The 22,642-nt window shown below is 70.3% G+C and carries 17 protein-coding genes and 1 pseudogene; 11 read left to right on the top strand and 7 right to left on the bottom strand.

Annotation, left to right across the window (positions count from 1 at the left end):
* Positions 1-27 precede the first annotated feature (27 nt).
* The 11 genes and pseudogenes from Raf01_RS46805 (at position 28) to Raf01_RS50335 (ending at position 7,825) form a co-directional block, all read left to right on the top strand.
* Positions 28-1,563 (top strand): APC family permease, encoded by a 1,536-nt coding sequence (locus tag Raf01_RS46805; RefSeq protein WP_203924652.1) that lies wholly within the window; start codon positions 28-30, stop codon positions 1,561-1,563.
* Positions 1,560-2,177 (top strand): GNAT family N-acetyltransferase, encoded by a 618-nt coding sequence (locus Raf01_RS46800; RefSeq protein WP_203924651.1) that lies wholly within the window; start codon positions 1,560-1,562, stop codon positions 2,175-2,177. Before Raf01_RS46805 ends, Raf01_RS46800 begins: the two co-directional genes overlap by 4 nt.
* Positions 2,177-3,127, top strand: a complete 951-nt coding sequence (locus Raf01_RS46795) for a helix-turn-helix domain-containing protein (RefSeq protein WP_203924650.1) — start codon at positions 2,177-2,179, stop codon at positions 3,125-3,127. The genes Raf01_RS46800 and Raf01_RS46795 overlap by 1 nt, the downstream gene beginning before the upstream one ends.
* Entirely contained in the window at positions 3,102-3,308 is a 207-nt protein-coding gene (locus Raf01_RS46790) for a DUF397 domain-containing protein (protein ID WP_203924649.1), read from the top strand. Before Raf01_RS46795 ends, Raf01_RS46790 begins: the two co-directional genes overlap by 26 nt.
* Before the next feature lie 16 nt (positions 3,309-3,324).
* Complete coding sequence (locus Raf01_RS46785) at positions 3,325-3,609, top strand: hypothetical protein (RefSeq protein WP_203924648.1); 285 nt, start codon at positions 3,325-3,327, stop codon at positions 3,607-3,609.
* Between the two features lie 79 nt (positions 3,610-3,688).
* Positions 3,689-4,924 (top strand): MvdC/MvdD family ATP grasp protein, encoded by a 1,236-nt coding sequence (locus Raf01_RS46780; protein WP_203924647.1) that lies wholly within the window; start codon positions 3,689-3,691, stop codon positions 4,922-4,924.
* 764 nt (positions 4,925-5,688) lie between these two features.
* Complete coding sequence (locus tag Raf01_RS46775; protein ID WP_203924646.1) at positions 5,689-5,874, top strand: hypothetical protein; 186 nt, start codon at positions 5,689-5,691, stop codon at positions 5,872-5,874.
* Positions 5,875-5,885: 11 nt separating this feature from the next.
* Complete coding sequence (locus Raf01_RS46770) at positions 5,886-6,611, top strand: adenylate kinase family protein (RefSeq protein ID WP_203924645.1); 726 nt, start codon at positions 5,886-5,888, stop codon at positions 6,609-6,611.
* A 194-nt stretch (positions 6,612-6,805) separates the two neighbouring features.
* Positions 6,806-7,057 (top strand): annotated as a pseudogene (locus tag Raf01_RS50345) (radical SAM protein); the annotation flags it as partial.
* A 98-nt stretch (positions 7,058-7,155) separates the two neighbouring features.
* Complete coding sequence (locus Raf01_RS50340; RefSeq protein ID WP_239134539.1) at positions 7,156-7,548, top strand: SPASM domain-containing protein; 393 nt, start codon at positions 7,156-7,158, stop codon at positions 7,546-7,548.
* A gap of 70 nt (positions 7,549-7,618) precedes the next feature.
* The gene (locus Raf01_RS50335; protein ID WP_239134538.1) at positions 7,619-7,825 is read left to right on the top strand and encodes an NUDIX domain-containing protein; all 207 of its coding nucleotides are present in this window, start codon (positions 7,619-7,621) and stop codon (positions 7,823-7,825) included.
* A gap of 629 nt (positions 7,826-8,454) precedes the next feature.
* Here Raf01_RS50335 and Raf01_RS46760 read toward each other — a convergent pair.
* The 7 genes from Raf01_RS46760 to Raf01_RS46730 form a co-directional block, all read right to left on the bottom strand.
* Positions 8,455-12,132: a S8 family serine peptidase gene (locus Raf01_RS46760; RefSeq protein WP_203924643.1), complete on the bottom strand. Its 3,678-nt coding sequence runs from the start codon at positions 12,130-12,132 to the stop codon at positions 8,455-8,457.
* 59 nt (positions 12,133-12,191) lie between these two features.
* Positions 12,192-13,157, bottom strand: coding sequence for a helix-turn-helix transcriptional regulator (locus tag Raf01_RS46755; RefSeq protein ID WP_203924642.1), 966 nt, complete (start codon positions 13,155-13,157; stop codon positions 12,192-12,194).
* Positions 13,158-13,458: 301 nt separating this feature from the next.
* Complete coding sequence (locus Raf01_RS46750; RefSeq protein ID WP_203924641.1) at positions 13,459-16,200, bottom strand: hypothetical protein; 2,742 nt, start codon at positions 16,198-16,200, stop codon at positions 13,459-13,461.
* A gap of 6 nt (positions 16,201-16,206) precedes the next feature.
* Complete coding sequence (locus Raf01_RS46745) at positions 16,207-19,095, bottom strand: ATP-binding protein (RefSeq protein ID WP_203924640.1); 2,889 nt, start codon at positions 19,093-19,095, stop codon at positions 16,207-16,209.
* Positions 19,096-19,105: 10 nt separating this feature from the next.
* Entirely contained in the window at positions 19,106-21,229 is a 2,124-nt protein-coding gene (locus Raf01_RS46740; RefSeq protein ID WP_203924639.1) for a hypothetical protein, read from the bottom strand.
* Positions 21,230-21,259: 30 nt separating this feature from the next.
* A complete protein-coding gene (locus Raf01_RS46735) occupies positions 21,260-21,538 on the bottom strand; it encodes a hypothetical protein (RefSeq protein WP_203924638.1) in 279 nt (92 codons plus the stop codon).
* A 100-nt stretch (positions 21,539-21,638) separates the two neighbouring features.
* Positions 21,639-22,319: an IclR family transcriptional regulator gene (locus tag Raf01_RS46730; RefSeq protein ID WP_203924637.1), complete on the bottom strand. Its 681-nt coding sequence runs from the start codon at positions 22,317-22,319 to the stop codon at positions 21,639-21,641.
* Between the last annotated feature and the right edge of the window lie 323 nt (positions 22,320-22,642).

Here is a 22,642-nt window from a genome sequence, read left to right as displayed (position 1 = left end):
TTCAACCAATTTCGGGAGTGTTCAGTCATGTCTTTGTCTCCGCCAGGTATCCGGTCGAGTGTGGTCGCGACGGCCCTGGCCAGCGACCGGCTTGGGGTGCGGCACATCATCTTCTTCGTGATCACGGCGGCGGCGCCCTTGACCGTGGTCGCTGGCGTGGTGTCGACGGGGTGGGCGGTGACGGGCATCGAAGGTATCCCCCTGGCGTTCCTCATGGTCGCGGTAGTGCTCGCGTTGTTCTGCGTCGGTTACGTCGCGGTGGCCCGCCGGGTGCGTAACAGCGGGGCGTTCTACTCCTACATCGCCCGTGGGCTGGGCAAGCCGCTCGGGGTCGGGGCGTCGTTCGTGGGGGTGGTCGCCTACGGGATGATGCAGATTGGCACCTATGGTGCGCTGGGTCCGGCCACCGCCGCCCTTGTCCAGGAGAAGACCGGGGTGTCGCTGCCCTGGTGGGCGATTGCCTTGGTCGCCTGGGTGTTCGTCGCCGTCATGGGCGTCAACCGCGTTGAGTTGAACGGCCGGGTGCTGGCTGTCGCGCTGATCGCCGAGGTCGTTCTCGTCGTGGTGTACGACCTGGTCGACCTGGCCCACCCGTTCCACGGGCATCTGAGCGTGGCCACGCTGTCTCCGCACAGCCTTGCTGGCGGCGGCCTGGGAGTCGCCCTGGCTATCGCGGTGACCGGGTTCATCGGGTTCGAGGCCGCCGCCGTGTTCAGTGAGGAGTCGCGGGACTCGGACCGTACCGTGCCAGTGGCCACGTACCTGTCGCTGGCGTTCATGGTCGTGCTCTACATGGGTTCGGCGTGGGCGATGTCCGTGGCCATCGGCCCGGCCAACCTGCACCACGCCGCGCAGCAACAGGGCACGAACCTGCCGTTCACCATCGTCGCTCAACACCTGGGCAGCAACCTGCTGGTCGACCTCGGGCAGGTGCTGTTCATCAGCTCCCTGCTCGCCGCCGCCCTGTCGTATCACAGCACCACCGCCCGGTACCTGTTCGCCCTCGGCCGTGAGCGGGTGCTGCCCGGGGTGCTGGGCCGTACCGGGGTGCACAGCATGGCCCCGGTCTACGCGTCCCTGACCCAGAGCGCCGCCGGGCTGCTGGTCATCGCCGCCTACGCCGTCACCGGCGCCGACCCGTTGGTGAAGCTGTTCTTCTGGGGCGGCACGGTCGGCGGGTTCGGCGTGCTGCTGCTGATCACCGGCACCTCCATCGCGATCATCGGATTCCTCCACCGCCACCCTCAAAGCGAGACCATCTGGCAGCGGGGCATCGCCCCGGTATTGGCCTCGGCCGGGCTGATAGTCGTGGTCTACCTGATCCTGGACAACTTCTCCGGCCTGCTCGGCGTGGCCCCGACCTCACCCCTGCGGTGGGCGCTACCAGGCATGTTCGGCCTGCTCGCCGTAGCGGGCCTGGTCTGGGCGCTGATCCTGCGCAGCACCCGCCGGCAGGTGTACGCGGCGATCGGGCTCGGCGCGCTGGCCTCCGACCTGTCCGGCTATGCCACCCCGGTGCCGACCGCATCAGCCACGACCGCCGCCAGGAGCAGCACCCGATGAACCACGCAGCCAACATCCGCACCGCCAGCGCCACCGACGCAGCCACCATCGCCTACGTCGTCGCCACCGCCTTCCACCCCCTCGACGTGTGCCAATGGCTGATCCCCGACCCGACCGACCGCGCCGACCGGTTCCCCGACTACTTCCGCATCATGGTCGACCACGCCGTGAAACACGGCACGGTGCACGTCACCACCGACCTGACCGCGGTCGCGGTCTGGCTGTCCTGGCCGTTTCCCGACCCCGCCGACTACGACACCCGACTGGCCGCCGCATGCGGCCCTTGGACACCACGGTTCCAGATGCTCGACGAGGCGATGCACCAGGCCCACCCGCAGGACCGGGGGCCGCATGACTACCTCACGTTCCTCGCCGTCATGCCCAACGCCCAGGGCCAGGGATGGGGTAGCACACTGCTGGAGCACCGCCACCGCGAGTTGGACCGGTCGGGCCGCCCAGCGTATCTGGAGGCCAGCAATACCCGCAGCCGCAAACTCTACGAAACCGTCGGATACCGCGATTGCGCTCCGCCGCTGGACCTGCCCTACCAGGGCGAACCCATGTTCCCCATGTGGCGCGACCCATCCCCACGGCCAGGTGAGGAGGCGTCGTGATGCCGATACCCGACCCCACCATGCTCAGCGCACCGACGGTGCGGCAGCGGCGGATCGCCATCGAACTTCGGCGGCTGCGGGAACAGGCCGGCTTGTCGATCCCGGAGGCAGCGCGGATGCTGCTGGGCACCGACCCGCACAGCTGGGAACAGCTCGAAAACGCCGAACGCCGGACGTCCTGGCTCGTGCTGCGCCGCCTGCTGGACGAACTAGTCATCACCGAGAAGGACTACCGATCCTACCTGCTCGGCCTGCTGGTCGACGACCACGAACGGGCCTGCGACCAGCTACGGGGCTGGACCCAGGAGTTCCCGTCCCGCGTTGTCGGCAGCGTGCCGGAGTACCAGCGGATGTACATCGGGCTCAACGCGGGTGCCAGCGAAAAGCGGATGTACCAGCCCAGCATCGTGCCCGGCATCCTGCAAACTCGCGACTACGCGGCGGCCATCGCCGGCCAGGTGTTGCGCGCCGGGAAACCCGAGCTGGCCGAGGCGGTTGATGCCCGGGTCGCTCGCGCCAGCCGGCTGACCGACCCGGACCCGCTGCTGGCTCACGCCGTCATCAGCGAGTCCGCGCTGCGGTTGCAGATCGGCGGCCCGCAGGTCATGGCCGGCCAGTATCAGCGGCTGCGGGAGCTGGCCGAGCTGCCCAACGTCACCATCCAGATCCTGCCCCTCACCCAGCCGGTCGGGGCGGCGTTGCCCGCACCGTTCGTGCTGCTGGACTACCCGCGGCCGGTCGGCAACCCCGGCATCGCCTACATCGAGCACCTGACCCGCACCGTGTTCATGGACCACCCGGACGAGATCGCCGACTACCGCACGGCGTGGAACCGGGTAACCGCCGCCGCTCTCGACGCGGCGGCCAGCGCACAGTTCATCCAGGCCATCGCCGATGGCCACCACCCCCGAATGGAGGAACCCCATGCCCAACCAGCCGACCTGGCGTAAACCCGGCGGGCGCTGCTCTCTGCACGTGGACGACGCCTGCGTGGAAGTCGCCACCGACTACGGCGACCAACGCGACGTCGTCGCCGTACGCAATTCCACCGACCCCGACGGCACCGTGGTCGTGTTCACCCGCGCCGAGTGGTCGGCGTTCATCGCCGACGCGGCCAGCTTCGCGGCCTGAGCCGGCGTCAGGACAGGTGTGGCTGCCCGGCAATCCCGCACCGGAGGCCACACCGCCCAACACCCAGGGAACAAGCCAATCCGCAAGAGCCGGCCTCGAAGCGGCAGACCATGGCCGCTACGGCCGCTACGACAAGGGGAATGAATTCATGGACTTCGAGCAAGCGCATCCGGGCGGTGGTGACCCGCTTATCGGGGAGGCAGAGGTGATCGGCCTGTACCCGGCGAGTCATGCGGCGGCCGCGTCGAAATGGACCACCACCATCGGCGACTCGGACAACAGCAGCCGCCTCGACGACTGACTCGTTCGCGGCGATTCCCGTTCACGTCGCGGCTGACCCGCATCGATGACTGGCAAACGATAGCAAGGTAGTGGGTGAGATGAGCAACGACGGCAACAACACCGCCGGTGAGGACGAGTTCCCGCGGCCGGCGAGTGGACCGATGGACAAGCCCACGGCAGATTGGTACGTCCAGCACACCGACGGCCAGTTCCAGGCGTTCCAGCGAGACCGGAAGTGGTATCTGCACCCACGGGCATCCCTACCGCGAGCAGGTACCGGGAAGGCTGAAGGGCCGATGAGCCCGGTCGTGCTGATTCTCACCCACCCCGCCGACGTGCACGCCGACGCGGTCCAAGCGCACCTCGACACCGCCGGTGTCGAGGTGCGCCGGATCGACACCGCCGCGCTGGGTGCGTTGGCAACCCCGGTGACCGCCCACTTTCGGGACGGGGCGCTGACCGGCGACGTGGCCGGGGCCAGCCTGGCGCGGGTGGTCGGGGTGTGGCACCGCCGCCCATCCGAATTCGCCGTCGCGGATGAGGCAGACCGGGCAGAGTTGCAGGCCGGTGTCGGCGGCATCCTGGCCGGGCTGCCGTACCTGAACCACCCGGCGGACATGGCCGTAGCCGGGCTCAAGCCCTACCAGCTCACGGCGGCGGGACGGAGCGGCCTGCTGGTCCCGGAAACGATGATCTCGACGGTGCGGCCAGTCGCCTCCGCGATGTCCATCCGGCTCGGTGGCGCCGTGGTGGTCAAACCGATCTCGAGGTTGATCGCCGGACTGGTGGATGAGAACGACCGATCCGGATGGGAACGGGCGATCCACTTGACGCAGCAGCGGATTGCCACGACCCGGCATGTGCGGCTAACCGTGCTCGACGGAACCATGTTCGCCGCGCTGATCGAATCCCCACACCTCGACTGGCGACGTGAACCCGAAGCGTGCCGGTACCACGCTGTCGACACCCCGAACGAAGTCGCCGGACCGGTGCGACACCTGATGGCGCTGCTGCGGCTGCGGTACGCCGCGCTGGACTTCGCCGTGGACGGACACGGCCGATGGTGGTTCCTGGAAGTCAACCCGAACGGACAATGGCTCTGGATCGAACACGCAACAGGGCTCCCCATCGCGGCGGCCGTGGCCACAGCGTTGCAGGTGACTGGACCATGCCCACAACCGATGTCCGCGACCGCGCCAAGGGCACACCTCACAACAGTTCACGAACCGCTCGACGATCCGGGCCTCGTTCCGCAAGGCCATCCGATGCACTCCACCAACGGCACAGGTGCCGCCAACCCGGGAGCGCAGCCGGCCACAACTACTGATTGCTGACGCCATGTCAACAACAATCCACGACCGACCCATCTTCGCGTCCAGCACCGTTACAGCCGAGCGCCCGGCGCCGACTCCTATGCCGACACCTCGCAACGCTTCCGTTCGCCCCGCATCAGGAAGTCACTACTCCAGGGGTGGCTTCCCCAGTCCACCTCCGGCGGGGACGAGTGGACTCAGCGCAGAACCTGATGACACGGCCGATACCCAAGGGCGTTCGCGTGGCGCTGCGGACCACGCGAACCTCCTACAACATTCGGACGAGCTGACCGACAGCCCGTGCGTCGACCCGCAAGGACCCGAGGTGATGGGGCAGGCGCTCACGGCAGCAGCCGCGGTACGGGGCGTTCATGTCGCCAACCCCGCTGGATGGTGCCTGGGATGCCTGGCCGGGTGGAACCGCCTCGTACTCATCGAGCAGTGCACCCAACTCCATGGGCCAACACAGTCCACAAGCGGTACGACCGCGCCAACCAGGCAGGGACTGACCAGCCATACGCGTCAGCCGCCTGCCTCACCGTTACGGATGAACGCCGATGAGCAGCCAACGACACTCAGACAACAGGCCAAACCCACCTCGGGCCGGGGCAGCCGACGTATCGCAAGGTCGGACCGGCGCCCAGACCGACCAGGGCTCCACCACGAGAACGCTTCCGCCGGCGGCCGGCCCATCCGGCGGCTTCGCAACGGCAGCCGGTCGCAGCCGCACCCGACAACCGCCGCCGCCGAACCTGGTAGCGGCAGCCGAACGGGACTACCACGCGATGCAAGACACCCTGAGCTGCCTCGTGCGGACAGTGCGGGCACTACGCGCCGAAGGCTTCACCGACCTTGAAGCCGTCACCGACGTGTGGCTCACGCTGCAGGCCGGAGACGACCTCGCGGCGACGTTCCTCGGCGCCACCGCGATCGTGCAGGTCGCCAACGACCACCCCGGCCGTGAACCATGACCGGGACACGGATGACTTACCGATCTCATGCCGGGACAGCGCCGGTCACCGGAGCGGTACTGGTCGCGGTGGTCGGTCCGCCCGGAGCCGGAAAGTCGACCGTCGTCCGTTGTCTTGCCGCCGAGTTTGGCTTGCCGGTGTTTCGGCTTCGGGAGGCGGTTCGCGCCCGCCCGGAGCTGCTTGGTGGGCTCGCCCCAAGCGGTGATCCGCTCGGCTGGGTGGGCCTGGAAGCGGTGCGGCGGGTGCTCCGGGCCACGTTCTTGGATCGCGGGTTCGGGGTCGGGTACTCGGCGGTGTTGCTGGACAACTTCCCCGGCACCGCAGAGCAACTGGCGCTGCTGGCCGAGATCGGCGAAGCGACATGCGCCAGGGTGACGCTGCTGGAGCTGGATGCCGACGCTCCAACCGTGATGAACCGAATCGTACAGCGGCGGGTGTGCCTGGTCTGCGGTCCGGACCCGCACACCCCGGCTGTCCCGGCTGCTGATGACCCGCTACGTTGCCGGTCCTGCCAAACGGTGTTGGCTCGGCGGGATACCGACCGGCCGCGCCTGCACGCCGGTCGGCTGGCACGGTACACGGCCAACCGTCCGGAGATCGCCAACTGCGCCGCCGAGCGCGGCATCCCGCACGTAGTTGTCAACGCCGACACCACGATGTCCGAGGTCTGTCGGGCAGCGCAACGCGCCGTGTCCCGGCTGATCGAATCCGCCGAGTCCCCAGGGAGCCGACCGTGACCACCACCGCGCTGCCCACGCCGACGCTGCGCCGCAACCGTGCAACGCTCGCCGATGCGTACGGCAATGCCCGCCTGCCCGCCTCCGCCCACGACACCGCGCCGCAACGGGTCGACAAGATCCCGTATGGGCGGTTCCGCAACGTCTACCTCTACATCACCGAGGCGTGCCAGCTGCGCTGCGAGCACTGCTACATGGGCGAACGCCTGGACCGGGCATTGAAAATGCCCTACGAAGCCGTCATGAACACGCTGACCACGTGGCGGCAGATGGGCGGCTCAAAACTGACCATCCTCGGCGGCGAACCGACGCTGCACCCCGACTACATTCCGATCATCCGTGGCGCCAAGGCGCTCGGCTACGAACACGTCATCACCACCAGCAACGGGCTCGGCCCGGCGGCGAAAAAGTTCGCCAACATGCGGCCGGAGGACTTCTCCTACGTGCAGATCAGCGTGGACGGCGGCAGCGCGACCAGCCACGACCAGATCCGCGGCCCGGGCACGAGCACCTGGAACAGGTTGCCCCGGGGCACCGTACCCGGGTGTGGTACCAGCCGACCTACGCACGGCGAGAGCGGATGGCGCGGTACGCCGCGGACGGGTACCGCGGCTGTATCGGCCGCATGCTGGACCGGATCTCGATCTTCCCGGACGGTCGGGCGTACGTGTGCTCGTTCCTGTTCGACACCGACCTGCATTTCGCCAATATGGTCGACGGTCAGGTGGTCCTCAACAAGGGTACCAATGAGTTCGACCTGTTCACCCGCGTACTGCGCACGGCGAGCTGCGGCTCCTGCAGAGTCGGCAGCGCGTGCATGGGCGGCTGCCCCGCCGAGGAACTGGTCATGGGCCAGGCGTCCTGCGCCGTCGAACCCGACATTGTGCCGGTGTGCCGACTCTGGAAAGCCGATATCCCCACCGGCCTGCCCACCTGACCCATCGAGGTCAAGTACCGAGAATGGGCCCGTCACCTACGCACAAGAGGATCAACAACGAGGAGCTGGGATGCCGCGCTACACCGCACATGTCGATCTGCACCTGATCCTGCGCGACCCCGAAGGCCATGTGCTCCTGGGCCAGCGCCAGAACACCGGCTGGGCGGACGGACACCTCGGCCTGCCGTCCGGTCACCTGGAAGACGGCGAGTCCGCCACCACCGGAATGGCCCGGGAAGCCGATGAAGGGCTGCCGTTGACGACGACCCGGAAGTAAGAATGGCTGCTGTGTGGGCGATCTCGTATTCCGCCTGGCAACAGTTCCTCTCGGTGATCGAATCGCGTCTTGCTGTCGAGGGTGACGGGAATATCCGCCAGGTACCTGCTGCGATGAGGAATCGTATGAGGGAAAGGCCGCACGACGCGATAGCGTCGAGCTGATCAATGAGGTCGATGTCGGTTTCCATCGTGCAGGTCTCGACAGCCAGGCGCGGCTTGCAGTGTGAGACCGCGCTCCACGGGATCAGCATCGAACTGCAAGACAAGAGCCCGCTGCGCAGCTACCCCAGTGACCGGTTCCTGCAAAATCATTCCAGGCAGTTCGGCTGCAGTATGCCAACAACCAGCCGTTCCGCGCCGAGACGTGCCGCCCAACCATGTCAGCGGCCAGTGATGTTCTGCACTGGCCGCCGACAAACCAAATCCCGCCGTGATGCCGCCGATCCGGCGACGGCGCTCGCACTGGCGGCGCAGCGGACCTACCGATCACCACCAAACCCTCGTCCATCAGACCAAGGGTGCGGTAAACCACCGTCTGGCCGCTTCCGCGCCCTCGCGCATCGACGACGTCAACCACCGTTAGCCGGCACCGCCGCCAGGCATCCACAGGGCTGCGCTGTTCGTGTTTCAGCCGAGGCGGTATGCCCGGATCAGGGTCTGCTGCTCGCTGTTGCCGGCGTCGTCGGACGCAGTCACCTTCAACGACACGTACTGGCCGCGCGCCGGATGCGGGTAGGTCGCCTGGAACGTTCCGTGTCCGGTGGGCCGGGTCGATGCCGGCCGCCAGGTCGCTCCGTCGTCATAGGACACTTGCACGGTCAGGTGGTCGACGGCGGGCGCCGACGAGCCGATCTGGTGAGTGGAGGCCAGCTGCAGCGAGACGATCCGCGAGGTGCGGGCCGTGTTCGCCAGGTCCAGCGCGGCGTGTCCGGTGAGGGCGTCGGTGATATCGGTGTAGTCGATGTCGATGAGTGGCAGCACGGTGGTCTGGTCCGGCGGGGGTTGCGTCGAGGTGAACGTCCACTCGGTGTGGGCCTGGGTGGACAGGCCGACGACCGACCCGTCGTGTGTGACGTCGGTGACCAGGCGGTACTGGCCGGGATCCGCGGGTACCGTGACCGTGCCGGTCAGCCCGGAGGCGGAGGAGTACAGCTGCTTGTCGCCGAGGTAGAGCGCGCTGCTGACGGCGGAGCCGGTCAGCTGGCGGGTCCAGTCGCCGGCCGAGTCGGTGAAGCCGGCGATGCTGTAGAACACGCTGCTACCGACGCGGCGGGTGATCAGCCGGGTGTCCCCGTTGCCGCTGTTGGCGACGCCGGGCGAGAACGGTGCCTTGAGCCAGTCCTGGGCCGTGTGTTGGCCTGGTCGGTAGGTGTGCCCGGCGCGGGGAGACACGATATCGGCGGGCAGCCCCACGCGGTACTGCCAGGCCGTGTAGTCGATGATGTCGGGGCGGGCCGTGACGTACTCGGTGCGCGTGTAGCCGGTCGAGGGCACGTAGTCGCCGACCGCTGGCGGGGCGCAGCCACAGCCGGTGTAGGTGTCCTGGTGCAGCAGCCAGCCGGCTTCGCCGGTACCGGTGGTGTAGACGTGGGCGTCGACCTGGGCGAGGTCACCGGTGCTGACCCGGTAGCCGAGGTCGATGCCCACCCGTTGCCGCTCGACGAGGGTAAGGTCGTAGGCGTAGGGGGTGCGTGGGGTTCCGGTGAGCTCCAGCTGTGGTGAGCGGTGCGCGTCGGTGAGGGTACGCAGGCGCTGACCGTCCTCCCGGGAAAGCGCGATGACCGGTACCGGCCCGCCCACGACCGGGTAGAAGGCGCCGGGCTGCGCGGAGTAGAGGGCGACCACGGCGGCGCCCGCGTCGGCGGCGGAGCGCACCTGGTCGTCATAGGGCACACCAGCCTGCTCTCGCACCAGCGCGACCGCGCCGCGCACCTGCCGCGGGTGGGCATCGGCGTCGACGACGGGATAGCGGTGCTTGCCGTCGATGAACGGCCCACCGCTGAACACGGCGGGCAGCGGCTTGCCGAGCAGTCGCGCGTCCAGCAGCGGCACGCCGGCGTCCCAGGTGGTCGCGACGGAGAACGGGGCGTCGTCGACACGTTGCGTCGGTGCGACGGAGACCTGCGTCGGTGCGCCGTCGGTCTGGTCCCAGTACCAGTCGTCGTAGGTGGCGACGGGGTTGTCCGGGTCGCCACGCGACCAGTCCAGGGTCAGGTAGTGCGGGCTGGACGTCTTCGGTGTCTGGAGCGACAGCGGCCGGGCGGTGCGGGCGTCGAGCGTCACGGTGAAATTCGGAGCGTGTACCGACAGCTTCGGATTGCCGACGATGCTGTCCTGCGGGAACCAGCGCCCGGAGGCGTCCGGCGTCGAGATGAGCCCGAAGAGGTTGTAGTCGCCCTCCGGAAGGCGCAGCGTCCACTCTGTCTGGTCCGGGCTCAGGTAGATGTTGTCGGGGTAATACCGGCCGTCGTTGTGCAGGTACGGCGCGACGCGCAGCCGTGCGGTACCGGGGTTGCCGTCGCGGTCGAGCGCCCGGAACGTCACGTCGACCGTGTCGTCCTGCTTGTAGAACCCGAGTGCCGTGTCGATCTCCAGGCCGCCGTCGCCGGTGGCGGTCACCCGACCGCTGTACGCGCCGGTCGCCGCGGTCGCCGCGTCCAGCGTCAGGTCGGCTCGCGCTTGGGCGTGCGGAGCGATGGTCAGCGTGGCCGGCGTGATGGAGGCCGAGGCCAGCTGGGCGGTCAGGTGCAGGGTGACCGGTTCGGCCGAGTCGTTGGTGTAGGTCAGCGTCCTGGTCGGGTACAGCGTGGCCGGGTCGTACGGCCGGGCGAAGTAGCCCAGGTCGAGGACCCCCTGGTCGACGTGCACCTGCTGGCGGGTGGCCCGGTCGATGTCGACCCGGCCGGCGCCGGAGCGGAAGACGTCCGCACCTGCCAGCGGCTTGGCGGTGGAGGTGAGCGCGGCCTTCAACTGCGCCGGCCCCCAGTCCGGGTGCTCCTGCACGAGCAACGCCACGGCACCGGCGACGTGCGGAGCGGCCATCGACGTGCCGGTCATCGTCCGGTAGAGCTCCCCGCCGGTGCCAGCCGCCGTTATGTTGGCGCCCGGGGCGACGATTTCGGGCTTGATGCCGGCGTCACCCATCAGCCCGTTGCGCGACCCCGACCACATGACGTCGCTCTTCGTGACCGCGCCGACCGTCAGCGCCGCACTGGCCGCGCCCGGAGCGGTGACATCCGGAGTGCCTGGTATTCCGGGAGAGGTGTTTCCCGCCGCGACGACGAACAGCGTGTGGTACTGGTCGCTGAGCGTGTCGAGGGCCTGGCTGAGCGGATCGTCGCCCTTGGTGACGGGGCCGCCGAGGCTGAGGTTGACGACGTCCGCGCCGTGCGACGCGGCCCACTGCATGCCGTCGATGACCCACGACTCCAGCCCGGACCCATCGTCGCCGAGCACCTTGCCGATCATCAGATCCGCCGCCGGTGCGACGCCACGGTAACGCCCGTCCGAGGCGGCACCGGTTCCGGCCGCGATGGACGCCACGTGGGTACCGTGGCCGGCGCGGTCGACCGTGTCGCCGCCACCGGTGAAGTCCCGGGCGGCGCTGATCCGCCGGGCGAAGTCGGGATGGGTGGCGTCGATGCCGCTGTCGAGCACGGCGATCTGGACGCCCTTGCCGTCGTACCCACGCGCCCACGCCGCCGGCCCCCCGATCTGCGGGACGCTCTGGTCGAGCGTCGCGTGCACCTTGGCGTCCAGCCACACCCGGGCGATGTCGTGGTTGCCGGACAGGCTCGTCCAGAAGCCCGCGGCCTGGCTCTTCGTCTCGGCGACCGCCAGGGCGTGCGCGCTGGGCAGGGCGGCCTGGACGCGCGACCCGGCGGGCGCGACGCGTGGCGCCACAGCGGTGCGGTAGCCGAGGATCAGCGGCAGCGACGCGCGTCCCGCGTCGTCGTACCCCTGCCGCACCAGGGCGCTCACGTCGAACAGCTGCTCGTCGAGGACGCCGCTGGCCAGCAGGGCGGAGGCCGAGCCCGGCTCGACGTAGACATCACCGCCGGAGCTGAACGTGTGGATGCCTGACCGCGGGTCGGTGGCGCGGATGACGGTCGCGCGCTGGATGCCGCCGGCGAACGTGTCGAGCCGCACGACGTCGCCGGTGACCAGGGTCACCACGTCGATGTTGGTAGGAGCCGTGGCGGTGGCCGGCGCGGCAGCCGGGGATGCGGCCGCGCTCGACGCCGCGGGGATGCCGGCGGTACCGGCGAACAGGGCCAGTGCGAGAACGACGGATCGGATGCGCATCCGGTGACCGTACTCAGGCCAAATCACCGGCCACAACGAGCGCACGCGGCCGAAACCCGTCATGGCGTGAGTCGGTCACCTCCTCGCCGAAACGCCTGCAAGCCGGCCTGAAACCGGGTGCGGGCACCGAGTTTCTCCAGCAGCCCGGCGATCCGGCGGCCCAGCGTGCGTACGCTGATGCCGAGCTCTCGGGCGATCGCTTCGTCCTTCATGCCGGTACCGAGCATGACCAGCAGTTCGTGGTCGACGCCGTCACGCTCGTCCCCGGCCCGCGGCCAGTCGACCAGGGGGCACGCCTGCCGCCACAGCAGCTCGAACAACCGAACCAACGCGGCCACCACCATCGGCGAGTGGATCACCAGCGAGGACTCCACGTCGCCGTTTTCGGTCATCGGCATCATCGCGGTGGTGGCGTCGACCACGACGAGCTTCATCGGCACGTCGGCGTGCACCCGGGCCTGCTCGCCCGCCTCCTCGGCGCGCCGGGCCTGGGCGAACGCGCCGGGCAGCTCGAAGGCCTCCGGCGAGTAGATGCCCCGCACCGAGATGCCGCGGGCGAGCGCGTCGAGCTCAGGGCCGTTCGCCTCGCTGACCACCTGCGCGTACGGTGGCCGGTCGAGCACGAGCATCTCCCGCTCCAACCGCTGCGCCATCTGGGCGAAGCGGGCCGCGACCGCCCGCCGGCCCACGACCACCTCCACCAGCTCGTCGGGGTGTGTCCGCAGTTCCTCCGGAAACGCCGCCGAGAGCTGCATCGCATCGCGCTCGACGTCGCCGAGCTCCTGGCGGCGGCGGGCCACCAGCGCACCCACCGCGACGTCGGGCTGCACCGGCGACAGCCTCGCCGGCGAGCCGTGCCGGTGCGTCACGAACCCGAGCTCTTTGAGCCGGGCGATGGCCGCCCGGGTGCGCCGCGGGTCCGCGCCGACCTCGCGGACGAGGTCGACGACGGTCGAGCCGCGTCCCTTCAGTAAGGCCAGGTAGATGGCCTCTTCGATCTCGTTCAGCCCGACGGGTTCCAACACACCGTGATTCTGCCAACCTGGTCAACCGCGCGGACCCCGTGCGTTCGCCTGGGGCGCGCCGGCCTCCCGGCGCCACACGGCCGGCCGCCGGTGTCTACCCCAGCGCCACTGCCTTGCTCAGCAGCACTGACCGCTCGCGGACGTTGCGGCACAGGGGGGCGAACCCTGACTTCACCGCGCTGCCCCGCCCGTGACGCGATGACCGCGCTACCGTGGCGCCTGCGGCACCTTCTGGGCTCGCCTGGCCGCGGCTTGAGGCGGGGTGTGTTCGGTAGGGCCGCATTTCGCGCCCCCCAGCTGATCATCTGGTTGGTGAGTCGTCGTCCGCGGATTCGCGCAGTTCCGGATGTCGCATCTGCACGATCTCGCGGTAGGTGTTGGGCATCTGCAGCTCGAACCGGAGGTTGTCCGAGTCCAGTGCCAGCCGCCAGTTCTCGCCGATCGCCTTCTCTGCCTTGTGGTCGAGGCTGAGCCGCCGCTCGGTCGGACTTGGTCCGATGCGGGTGCTGTCGAGCATCGGGGCGCTGCGCGGGTTCGTGTCGGAGAAGCGGAAGCCGGCCTTCTCGAATCGCTCCCGGGCCGCGGGGTCGGCGCGTATCTCCTGCCAGAACCGTTCCCGCGTGCGGTCGTAGAGTTTCACGTAGTTGTGCCTGGCCAGGGGTTCGGTGCTGGTGACGTGGTCGCGGGCGCGGTTCCACGCGGCCCTGACCTCGCCGTAGGTCGACACATCGCGGCCGACGACCTGATGCACCCGGGCAAGCGCCTCGCGCTGGGTCTCGCCCGGCAGCCGCGGCACGTCCTGGATGTCCACCCTATCGCGTTTGCTGGTCGGTACCGGATGGCCGTCGATCCGGGGCCGCGAGCCACCGGTCGTCCGGGGCGAGGTCATGCCCTCGATGGCCTTGTCGATCTCGGCGTCGTCGGCACCGGCCAGCGGACCGGGACTGCCTTCGCCGTGCGCCGGCGGGGTGCGATCGTGCCGCTCCGCTGGCGAGGCAGCCCGCCGGTCGCCGGCCAGATGAGGGGAGCCGTTCCACTGGCTGCGCGGGTTGTCGTGCCTGGCCCACGTCCGGTCGCTCGATGAGACGGGGTGGTCGCCGGACTGCCCGGATGACCCCGGCCGCTCGCCGCCCGAGCCGGGGCTGGGCGGCTCGTACCTCGCGCCCGCGCCGTCGCCCTTCGCGGGGGTGGGTGCGGCGCCGGGGACGGGGCCGCGCGCGGGGTCCGGTCGGGCCTCGGCGGCGGGTGTGGGCTTGGCGGCCGGTGCCGGCGGGTGGGCGCCGGCCTCCCCGGCCGCGCCGGCCAACCCGCCGGCCTCCCGGCCCGCAGCGGTGCGCCCGGCCGTCCCGCCGGCCCCGGCCGCGCCCGGCGCGAGCGTCGCATCGGCGACCGTCAGCCACCAGCCCGGGTCCTCGGCGGCCTCGGCATACGACCTCGCGAAGTGCCTGGCGGCGCCGACCCAGTCGCCGCGCATCATCGAGTCGACCACCTGCGCGGACTGCCGCTGCCACTCGGTGTTGGCGCCGGTGACGCCGAAGTAACTGCCGGCGTTCATCTGCCACGCGTTCACGGTCCGGTCGCTGAACGGGACGTTCAGCTTGACGTTGCAGCCATCGAGGAAGGTGTCGACGTCGCCGGGGCCGACCGCGAACTCCACTCGGTGGCTGTGCGGGTTCCAGGCGTTGTAGTACGCGACGCGGTCTCCTTCGGCCGTGTGCAGCACCTGGGGCTTGAGCACGTAGGACCCGTCGGGCGCGCGGACGTCGTGGCCGGAGGGCGTACCGTCCGTGTGCGGCAGGCGCTCGCGCACCACGTCCTCGATGCCGATCCCGTGCCAGGCATTGGCCGCGGCGGGCAACCGTTCGGGTGTCGCGCCGTCAAGATGTTCGGACATGGACCGTTGGCCGGCGGGATCCCCACCTGATTGGCGTAGGTCCATGTTCGGTGGGTTGGCGACGGACCGGGGGGCCGGCATCGACGGGGCCGGTGTCGACGGGGCCGGCTCCGACCGTCCGACCGCTCGCGGTGGGGGTTGCTTCTCGCGTGGCCCGGTGGCGGTGTCGGCTCGGGTCGAGGACTGGCCGTCCTTCGCCTTCTCTGACGGGCTCACCCCCTCGGCAGCCGGTACCGCATCACCAGCCGGCGTGCCGGTCCGGGGTGAGGCGTTGTCCGTGGGCAGGTTGAAGGCCAGCAGCAGATGGCTCGTATCGGCGCCGGAAGCGCCCTCCGGCGGTACGGCGTCGGTTGGTACGCGCTGTTCTGGCGTCCTGGTCTCCGGCGTCGTGGTCGCGGCCGTGCCGGCCCCGCCGAGCACGGTGGCGTCGACCGACCCGGCACCGGCCCGATCGGGCCGCGCGTCCTGCCTCGGGGTGGGTGCCGCAGCTACGGCCGGGCGCCCGTCGCGGGCCGGGGCGGAGCCGGACCTCCCGGCGTTCGAGGGTGGCGGTGGGTCGGCGGACCGGCTCCCCGGGGCCCACGCGTGCGGCCCGGCGTCCCGGTGGCTCTCGCCGTCCCGCGCTGTTGACCCGATCGTGATCTGCTCGGCGCCGCCGGCTTGGTCGGCGTTGCCGGTGGCCCGACCGGAGCCGTCCGCCTGTCCCGCCGGCGTGCCGGGCCCATCCGCCCCGGCCCGACCTGCCGGCTCGACCGGCGGAACCCCCACGGAGCCGTCCGCGTGGTCGGCGCCTACACCGACGCCAGCGGCGTCGGAGCCACCGGCACGGTCACCGTCCCCGCCACCGTCTCTGTAACCGAGGCGGTGTTCGCCGACGTCGTGCGGGGACGGACCGCCGGCGGATCCGCCGCCGGGCGGCGTGGTAGGGAGCCTGTCGGACTCCGGCGAGCCGGACGGGTGGGCCGGCGGGTCGGATTCACGGCCACTATCGCTCTCCCGCGTGCGCGTCACGAGGGACGTGTCGCCGGGAAGTTTCTTGAGGAAGTCGAGGTTCGGCAGCAGGTGGTCGTTGTCCTTGTTATGTGGCACGTTGTCGGGGTTGGCATCCGGATCGCGCCGCGGCGGCCGGTCGCTCGGAATGTCCGCCATAACTGGTCACCCCCCACTCGGGTCGACGCCCAGCAGGGACATCGCCCACGCGCAGTCATCGAACTGGTCGAGCACGCTGCGGATCCGCTGAGGCTCGCCGGGCCCGGCGCCGATCAGTCGTTCCACTGTGGATGGACGGCGGGTGCCGTACACGGTGGCCTCCCGGGCAGCCCCGTCCCGAGCTTCGGCGGCCAGCCAGCCGGACACCACCTCGAACTGCTCCGCCCTGGTGTCGCCGAGAATCGGTCGCCGGAACCGCGCCTCCCATTCCCCGCTACGGGGATCACGGCCCGAGCCGTCGATGTCGGCGGCCAGCGCGTACCGGACCGCGTGCCACCGGTACGGCGTAGCCAGGTACTGCTGCGCATCGCTGCCGCAACCGGCGTCCACGCTGGCCAGGACGGCCCGGATCCCGGCTGCCACATGGCGGGCCAGGCTCGCGGAATCGGTACCGGGCTGGAGCACCCCCACCCGCACCGCAACCGCGTCGTCGACCGCGTGCGAGACCGCACAGTCGACCACGTCGGCGGGTACTCCACGGGCCAGGAACCCGTCACGTACGATGCCGCGCGGCATCGGGGTCTCGCGTCCGACCAGGTGGGCGAGCACGGTCAGCTCTGCCCACGCCGCCAGCCACGGCTCGTCGGCGAGCAGGTGCTGCGCGACCCGTATCCGGCGCAGGGTGCACGCCCGGTCGACGCACGACTGCCCACACGAGACACTCCGGCGACCGATGAGCGCATCGGGCGCGGCGGTCGTGACCGGCTCCTGCGCCTCGCGGGCCGTGGCGTCGGGCACCCGTACCAGCACCGGTCGGTCCATACCGTCGGCGAACACCGCGCCGTGCCCGGGCGGCAGCGTGACCAGGTACCGGGACTGGTCCTCGGCGAGGTTCATAGTGGCGCCGACGCTGTTGCGGTCGTCGCGGGCGGGCAGCCGGTGCACGATCTTCACCGCGGTGTTCTTGATGACGTCCGGGATCAGCTTGCTGGGGATCTGTTCGGCGATGACCAAACCCTCGCCGTAGGCGCGCACCTCGGCGAGCAGGGCGGCGAACATCTCCACCGCGTGTGCCGCCGCGCCGGACCCGCCAGGGGCCGGGTTACGCAGCAACCGGTGTGCCTCCTCGATGACGGTCAGGTGACGCAGCCGCGGCGACGCCCCGGCGGCTGCTCGATTGGCGACGCGGAGGTGCTCGGCCAGCCTCAGCAGTACGGCGCCCATGAAGAATGCCTTGTCGGCGTCGTCGCCCACGTCTTCGATCTCGAGTACCACGTTGTGTCGCAACAGCATCTCGAAGTCGATCGGATGGCCGCCCTCGAAGAACCGGCCGGAGGTGCCCAGTCGCAGACTGCCGATGCGCACGTTGACGAAACCGCGGACATCGGCGGCGACCTCCTTGCCATAGCCGATCTCGCCGACCACTATCTCGGCCGCCCGCTCCAGGTCCGTCAGGCACGGGTATCGGGGCGTGCCGCCGGGGTGTACGGGCTCGCCGAGGGCAAGGTCCCAGCCCAGTTCCTCGTAGCAGCGCTTGATTGCGGAGGCGAGGATCTGCGGGAATGGCTCCTGCTGCTGGAAGGACGCGAGGAACAGAGCCTTCAGCAGGTCCGCATGGGTTTGCAGGGGAAAGCCCGGGGCCGGCGCCAAGGGGTTGAGCCCGGCCGGCGGCGTATCGGCATCGCCGGGACGGATGACGACAACCTCGGCGCCGAGCCCGGCGAGGCGGACCGACATCAGCGCGTACTCCGCCTTCGCCGGCTCGACAACCAGCCACGGCAGCCCGCAACGGGTCGCCTGCTCCAGCAGATGCCGGACCGTCACCGACTTGCCGGCACCAGTGGAGCCGCACACGAAGGTGTGCCGGTTCAGCGCGGCCAGCCCCAGCGTCAGCTCGCCGACGGGCTTGCGCGCCTCGTCCAGTACCGAGCCCAGCGGGAGCCCGGCGGCGGTCGGCGCGTCCGGCGTGACATCGAAGCTGGGCGGCTCGACCAGCCGCAATCCGGGAAGCTCACGCTCGGGGGGTCGGGTCAGCGCCACGAGCAGTTCGGTACCGGACGTGAACGACGCGGGGTTGGCGAGATCGGGGCGTACGCCAGGGAACGGCGCAGGCCGGCCGGAGGGCTCCAGCGCGTACGGAAGTCTGTGCAGTTCCGCCGCTGCGCACAGCATGGCCGCCGCGGTGCCGGCCGTGCGGGGGTCGCCGCCGCCGACCAGTACTTGAATCCGCCAGCCCGCACCGTCCTGGGCACGGCTGAGCTCCCGGTACCGGGCCTGCTTGCGTTCCAGCTCGATCCGCTTGGCCTCGCCGATCTCGGCCCGCGACAGCGGCAGGATCTCGTTGACCAGCCGGTCCAACTCGGGCTTGAGCTGCGCGACGGTCAGTGGCGCGGCGATCACGAGCCAGGCGAACGGGCCGGGCAGGTGTGCCGCGTGTCGGTCGAACGAGCCCCGGATCAGCGTGGCGGTACCCAGTTTGCCGACGACCGGGGTCCACAGCGAGTCCGGCCGGGCCAGGCACGGCACCCAGCACGGAAGCGCATCCAGCAGGACGGCGGCATCCCCCGGCGCCAGGTCCACGGCGGTGGCGCCAGGCGGGAACAGCACCGAGCGGGGCCGGTGACCGTCGGGTGCGCCTACCGCAGGCGGGAAAAACGGCCGGCCACCGACCAGGAAGTCCACGGGCACCCCCGACTGGGCGCGTACCCATGCGATGAGCAGCGCGGCGCCGGGATCACCGGCTGCCAGCAGATCCGCATGGGAGCCGATCAGCGACGCGGCGAGCGCACCAGCCGCCTGCCGGTGCCGCTCGTCGTCCGGTTCGTCGCGGCGGCCGGGCCCGGGCACCGGCACCTCGGTCAGCCGGTGGAACTGGAATCCCCGCCACGCGGTCATTGCCGGACCCTCACTGGTCGGCCGGTACGGTCGCGACGCGGTCGAGCAGGCAGATGCCCGGGTTTCCGTCGGCCATGACCACCCGTCGGCCGTGCCCGGAGTTGTCCACCAGCAGGAATGCCGTCTCTGGCATGCCCAGGATCTGCTGCGGCTCCACGACGAACTCGTACACCCGGGACGAGGCCGTGGACACCCCGATGCTGTCACCCGTCTGCCAGCCGCGGGTACCGGTCCAGGTGTGCCCGCGGGAGTTCGAGATGTCAGTACCGGAAACCCAGCCGTATCTCCGCCTGCGGTGTGTGCCGCCGCTCTGGCTGGTGGTTGCCGCGAAACTGTCGCCGCCCGAGTCCGTGAACGACTTGCCGACCTGGCGGGTCACCTGGTTCACCACGAACCTGTAGCCGCGCCCGACGAACTCGGCGGCCACGTTGGCATCGCGGTGGTTGTACATCTTCATCACGCACACCACGCCGCCGGTCCCGACCGTCTTCTCCAGGTCGCCCTGCGGCTGGTCGATCATCAGCATCAACAGCACGCCGGCCCGGCGCGCATGGTCGGACAGGACGCCCAGGTCTTCGGCGCCGAGTCGGTCCGCCCCGGCCACGGCCAAGACGCCGCGCAGCCCACCTCGCTCCATGGCCCGCTGGGCGAGCTGTACCAGCATCCGGTCGAGCAGGTCCTTGGCGTCATCCCGGCGACCGGGCGTGATGACCAGCGACACCGCACCGTCGCCCCACGGCGGTCTCGGACCGGTCGAGGAGAAACCTTGCAGCGTGTTCAGACTGCTGGCCAGAAACCGCAGCTGGCGCGAGGTCCACTCATTCTGGTCGACCTCGGCCACCCGGCCGACGAGACTGCTGACCTCGGCATCGGACAGTAGGCCGTCGCCGGTACCCTGCCGCAGCACCCGAACCCCGGCGGCCAGCCGGGCGAAGCTCACGTCGCCCCCAAGACACTCGAGGACCACACGCAGCACGTCGGTGAGCAGGGCGCGTTCCTGCCGCTTGTCGCCGCCGTCACCGCCGGTCATCACACGCGCGAGGCAGCCCGGCAGCTCCTGCGACGGGACGCTGGCGAGCAGGTCCGCCCCCGCGCCGTCGTCGAAGTCCGCGACCCGTACCACGCGACCGCTCGCCTCGGCCACGCGCAGCAGTCCGCCACCCACGTCCTGACCGGTAAAATCGAGCAGCGTGACCTGCCGCCGGGCCGACAGCACCGACGTGCCCACGGTGACCAGCAAGCTGGCCCAGCCGTGCCGGCGCGGATCACCACCCACCACATCCACCCGGATCGGCTCCACCGCCGGCCGCACCGGAAACCACTGCGGGCCGTTGGCCTGCCGGGTCGCCGCCTGCTCGGACTCGGCCGCCGCAGCGGAAAACCGGCGCACCGCCGCCTCCCACGCCTGCACCGCTTCCCGGTAGCGCCGCTTCTCCACGACGAGCATGGCCCGGTGCGGGATCTCGAAGGTCCGGATGTCACGCACGGCCTTCCCGACACCCGCGGCCCTGCGAACCACGTAAAGGCCGAGCGCGGCCGCGGCGAGGATCACCGCCACCTGGTAGACCTTCATCGTCTCCGCGCCGAACTCATCGACCGTCGCCTCAAGCTTGGTCTGGAATGACCGGTAGGCCGTGTAGGCGAGCACCGCCACCACGACCGACACGGTCAACGAGGTGACCGCCGAGCTCCGCGCGACGCGCAGCGCGCTGGTGTCCGGGCGTGGCGGCTCGACCCACTCCGGGCGCGGTGCCGGCTCCGGCTCGGCGGGCTCGCTTACCTGTAGCGGCCCCGGCGCCGCCTGCCACCCCCACCGCTCGGGTGTGGCGAACAGCCGTGTCGCCAGCTGTCGCGGCCAGGCAACCTCTCGACCGGCGGGATCGTCGGCCCAGACCTTGGCTCGACCGTCCTGCGACGGCCCGCCGGCGGACCGCGCATCGCCAGCCTTGGCCGTGCCGGCACGGAACCGTTTGCCGGCCGCCTTCCCCGCGGCGTTCGCCGCTGCCCAGTCGGCGCCGACGGCGGTCGCCGCCACCGCCGCTTCGGTGGCGGCATCGACCTCCGCCGGATCACCACTGACCAGAATCTCGGCGAAGTGACGCCGCCAGCTTTCCCGGTCAGTTTCGGCCGTCACGCCAGCCCCCGGGAGGTGCGCTGTGCGCGCTCATCGCCAGTGCTGGAAGATGGCATAGCCGGCGTACAGGATGCCGGCGAGGAACGCGAGCTTGACCAGTGTCGCCGTGGCGCGGTAACCGACACCGTGCGACGAGGAGCGCTGGCGTGCCTGCCACGTCATGCGCTGGAACGACTGCCGCTGCATGTCGTGCGACCGCTGCGCGTTGCGCCCGGCCAGGTCGAACTGCCGCTGGCTGGTCTGCTGCGCCTGTTGACTGAGCCGCTGGCTGGTCTGCTGCGCCTGCTGGTTGGTCTGCCACGGTTGCACAGCCGGGCTCCTTCAGAAGTGGGATCAGCCGAGCGGAGACCCGCTCACGCACACGCCACTATCGGCCGCGCCCGCAGCGCCTCACAAGGCTTCGGTCCGCTCAGCGGACCGGCAAGTTCCGGGCGACCTCGGCAGCGGCCCGGCGGACAAGGTCGGGCAGCCCCGCCGGCACGAACCGGCCGACCTTAATGACACCGATCGACGCAGGCACCGCATCGACCCCCAGCGCTATCGGGCTGGCCAGGCAACAGATCCCAGGCACCACGTCCTGATGGTCCACCACCACCGGCGAGTCCCCGCGAACCACGGCGCGCAACCGGCGCCACTGCGCCGCGGACAATGCATCCGGACGATCGCGGTTGGGCAGCACGGCCAGCAGCGCTTGGCCCGCCGCGGTACAACTGACAAGGTCAGCGTCCACCGGTGCCCGCGGCAATTCCCCCACCGAGCCCCGGACCCCGGCGACAACGGTCAGCCGGTCGCCGTCCAGTGCCGTGACCGCCACGGCGCAGCCGGACAGCATCGCCAAGGTCCGCACCGGTGCCAGCGCGGCCCGCCGCAAAGCCGGGTTCGGCTGCCACGACTTGGCCAACCGGGCGATCACCTGGCCGATCAGATACCGCCGCCCACAGCGTTGCACCGCACCCAGCTCAACAAGCTGCTCCAACAGCCGATAGGTGGTGGCCTTCGCCAGCCCCGACCGTCGGCTCACCTCCGACAACCCGGCACCATCGGGGACCGCCGACAACGCATCCAGAACCCGAAACGCGCCGGCCAGCACGCCACGGCCCGGAACCGGCGCGAGCTGCTCCGTCACTCCCATACGAACCCGCCCTCGACGGCCCACGCAAGGAACGCCCGGCCTCTGCCTCCTGTTCCAGAGACACGCGATCGACCGGGCGTCTGGCGCAATCATAGCCATCCGGCTGAGTCCGTACGTGTCCGATTTCATACTGGAGAGGGGTTAACGACTGTTGGTGTGTCTGTGGTCTTTAGCGATAGGTAGCGTTTCATATTTGTCAATGTGAGTTTGAAGGAGTGGGTAGCAGCGACCGGCGTCTCGTACGTGACCGCGCGGCGGCAGTACGCTGCCGGGGCGTTGCT

The sequence above is a fragment of the Rugosimonospora africana genome (genome assembly GCF_016862975.1).
Taxonomy (GTDB): domain Bacteria; phylum Actinomycetota; class Actinomycetes; order Mycobacteriales; family Micromonosporaceae; genus Rugosimonospora; species Rugosimonospora africana.
The sequence above is the reverse complement of the archived record's forward strand: the minus strand, read 5'-3'. Positions and strand labels throughout refer to the sequence as shown.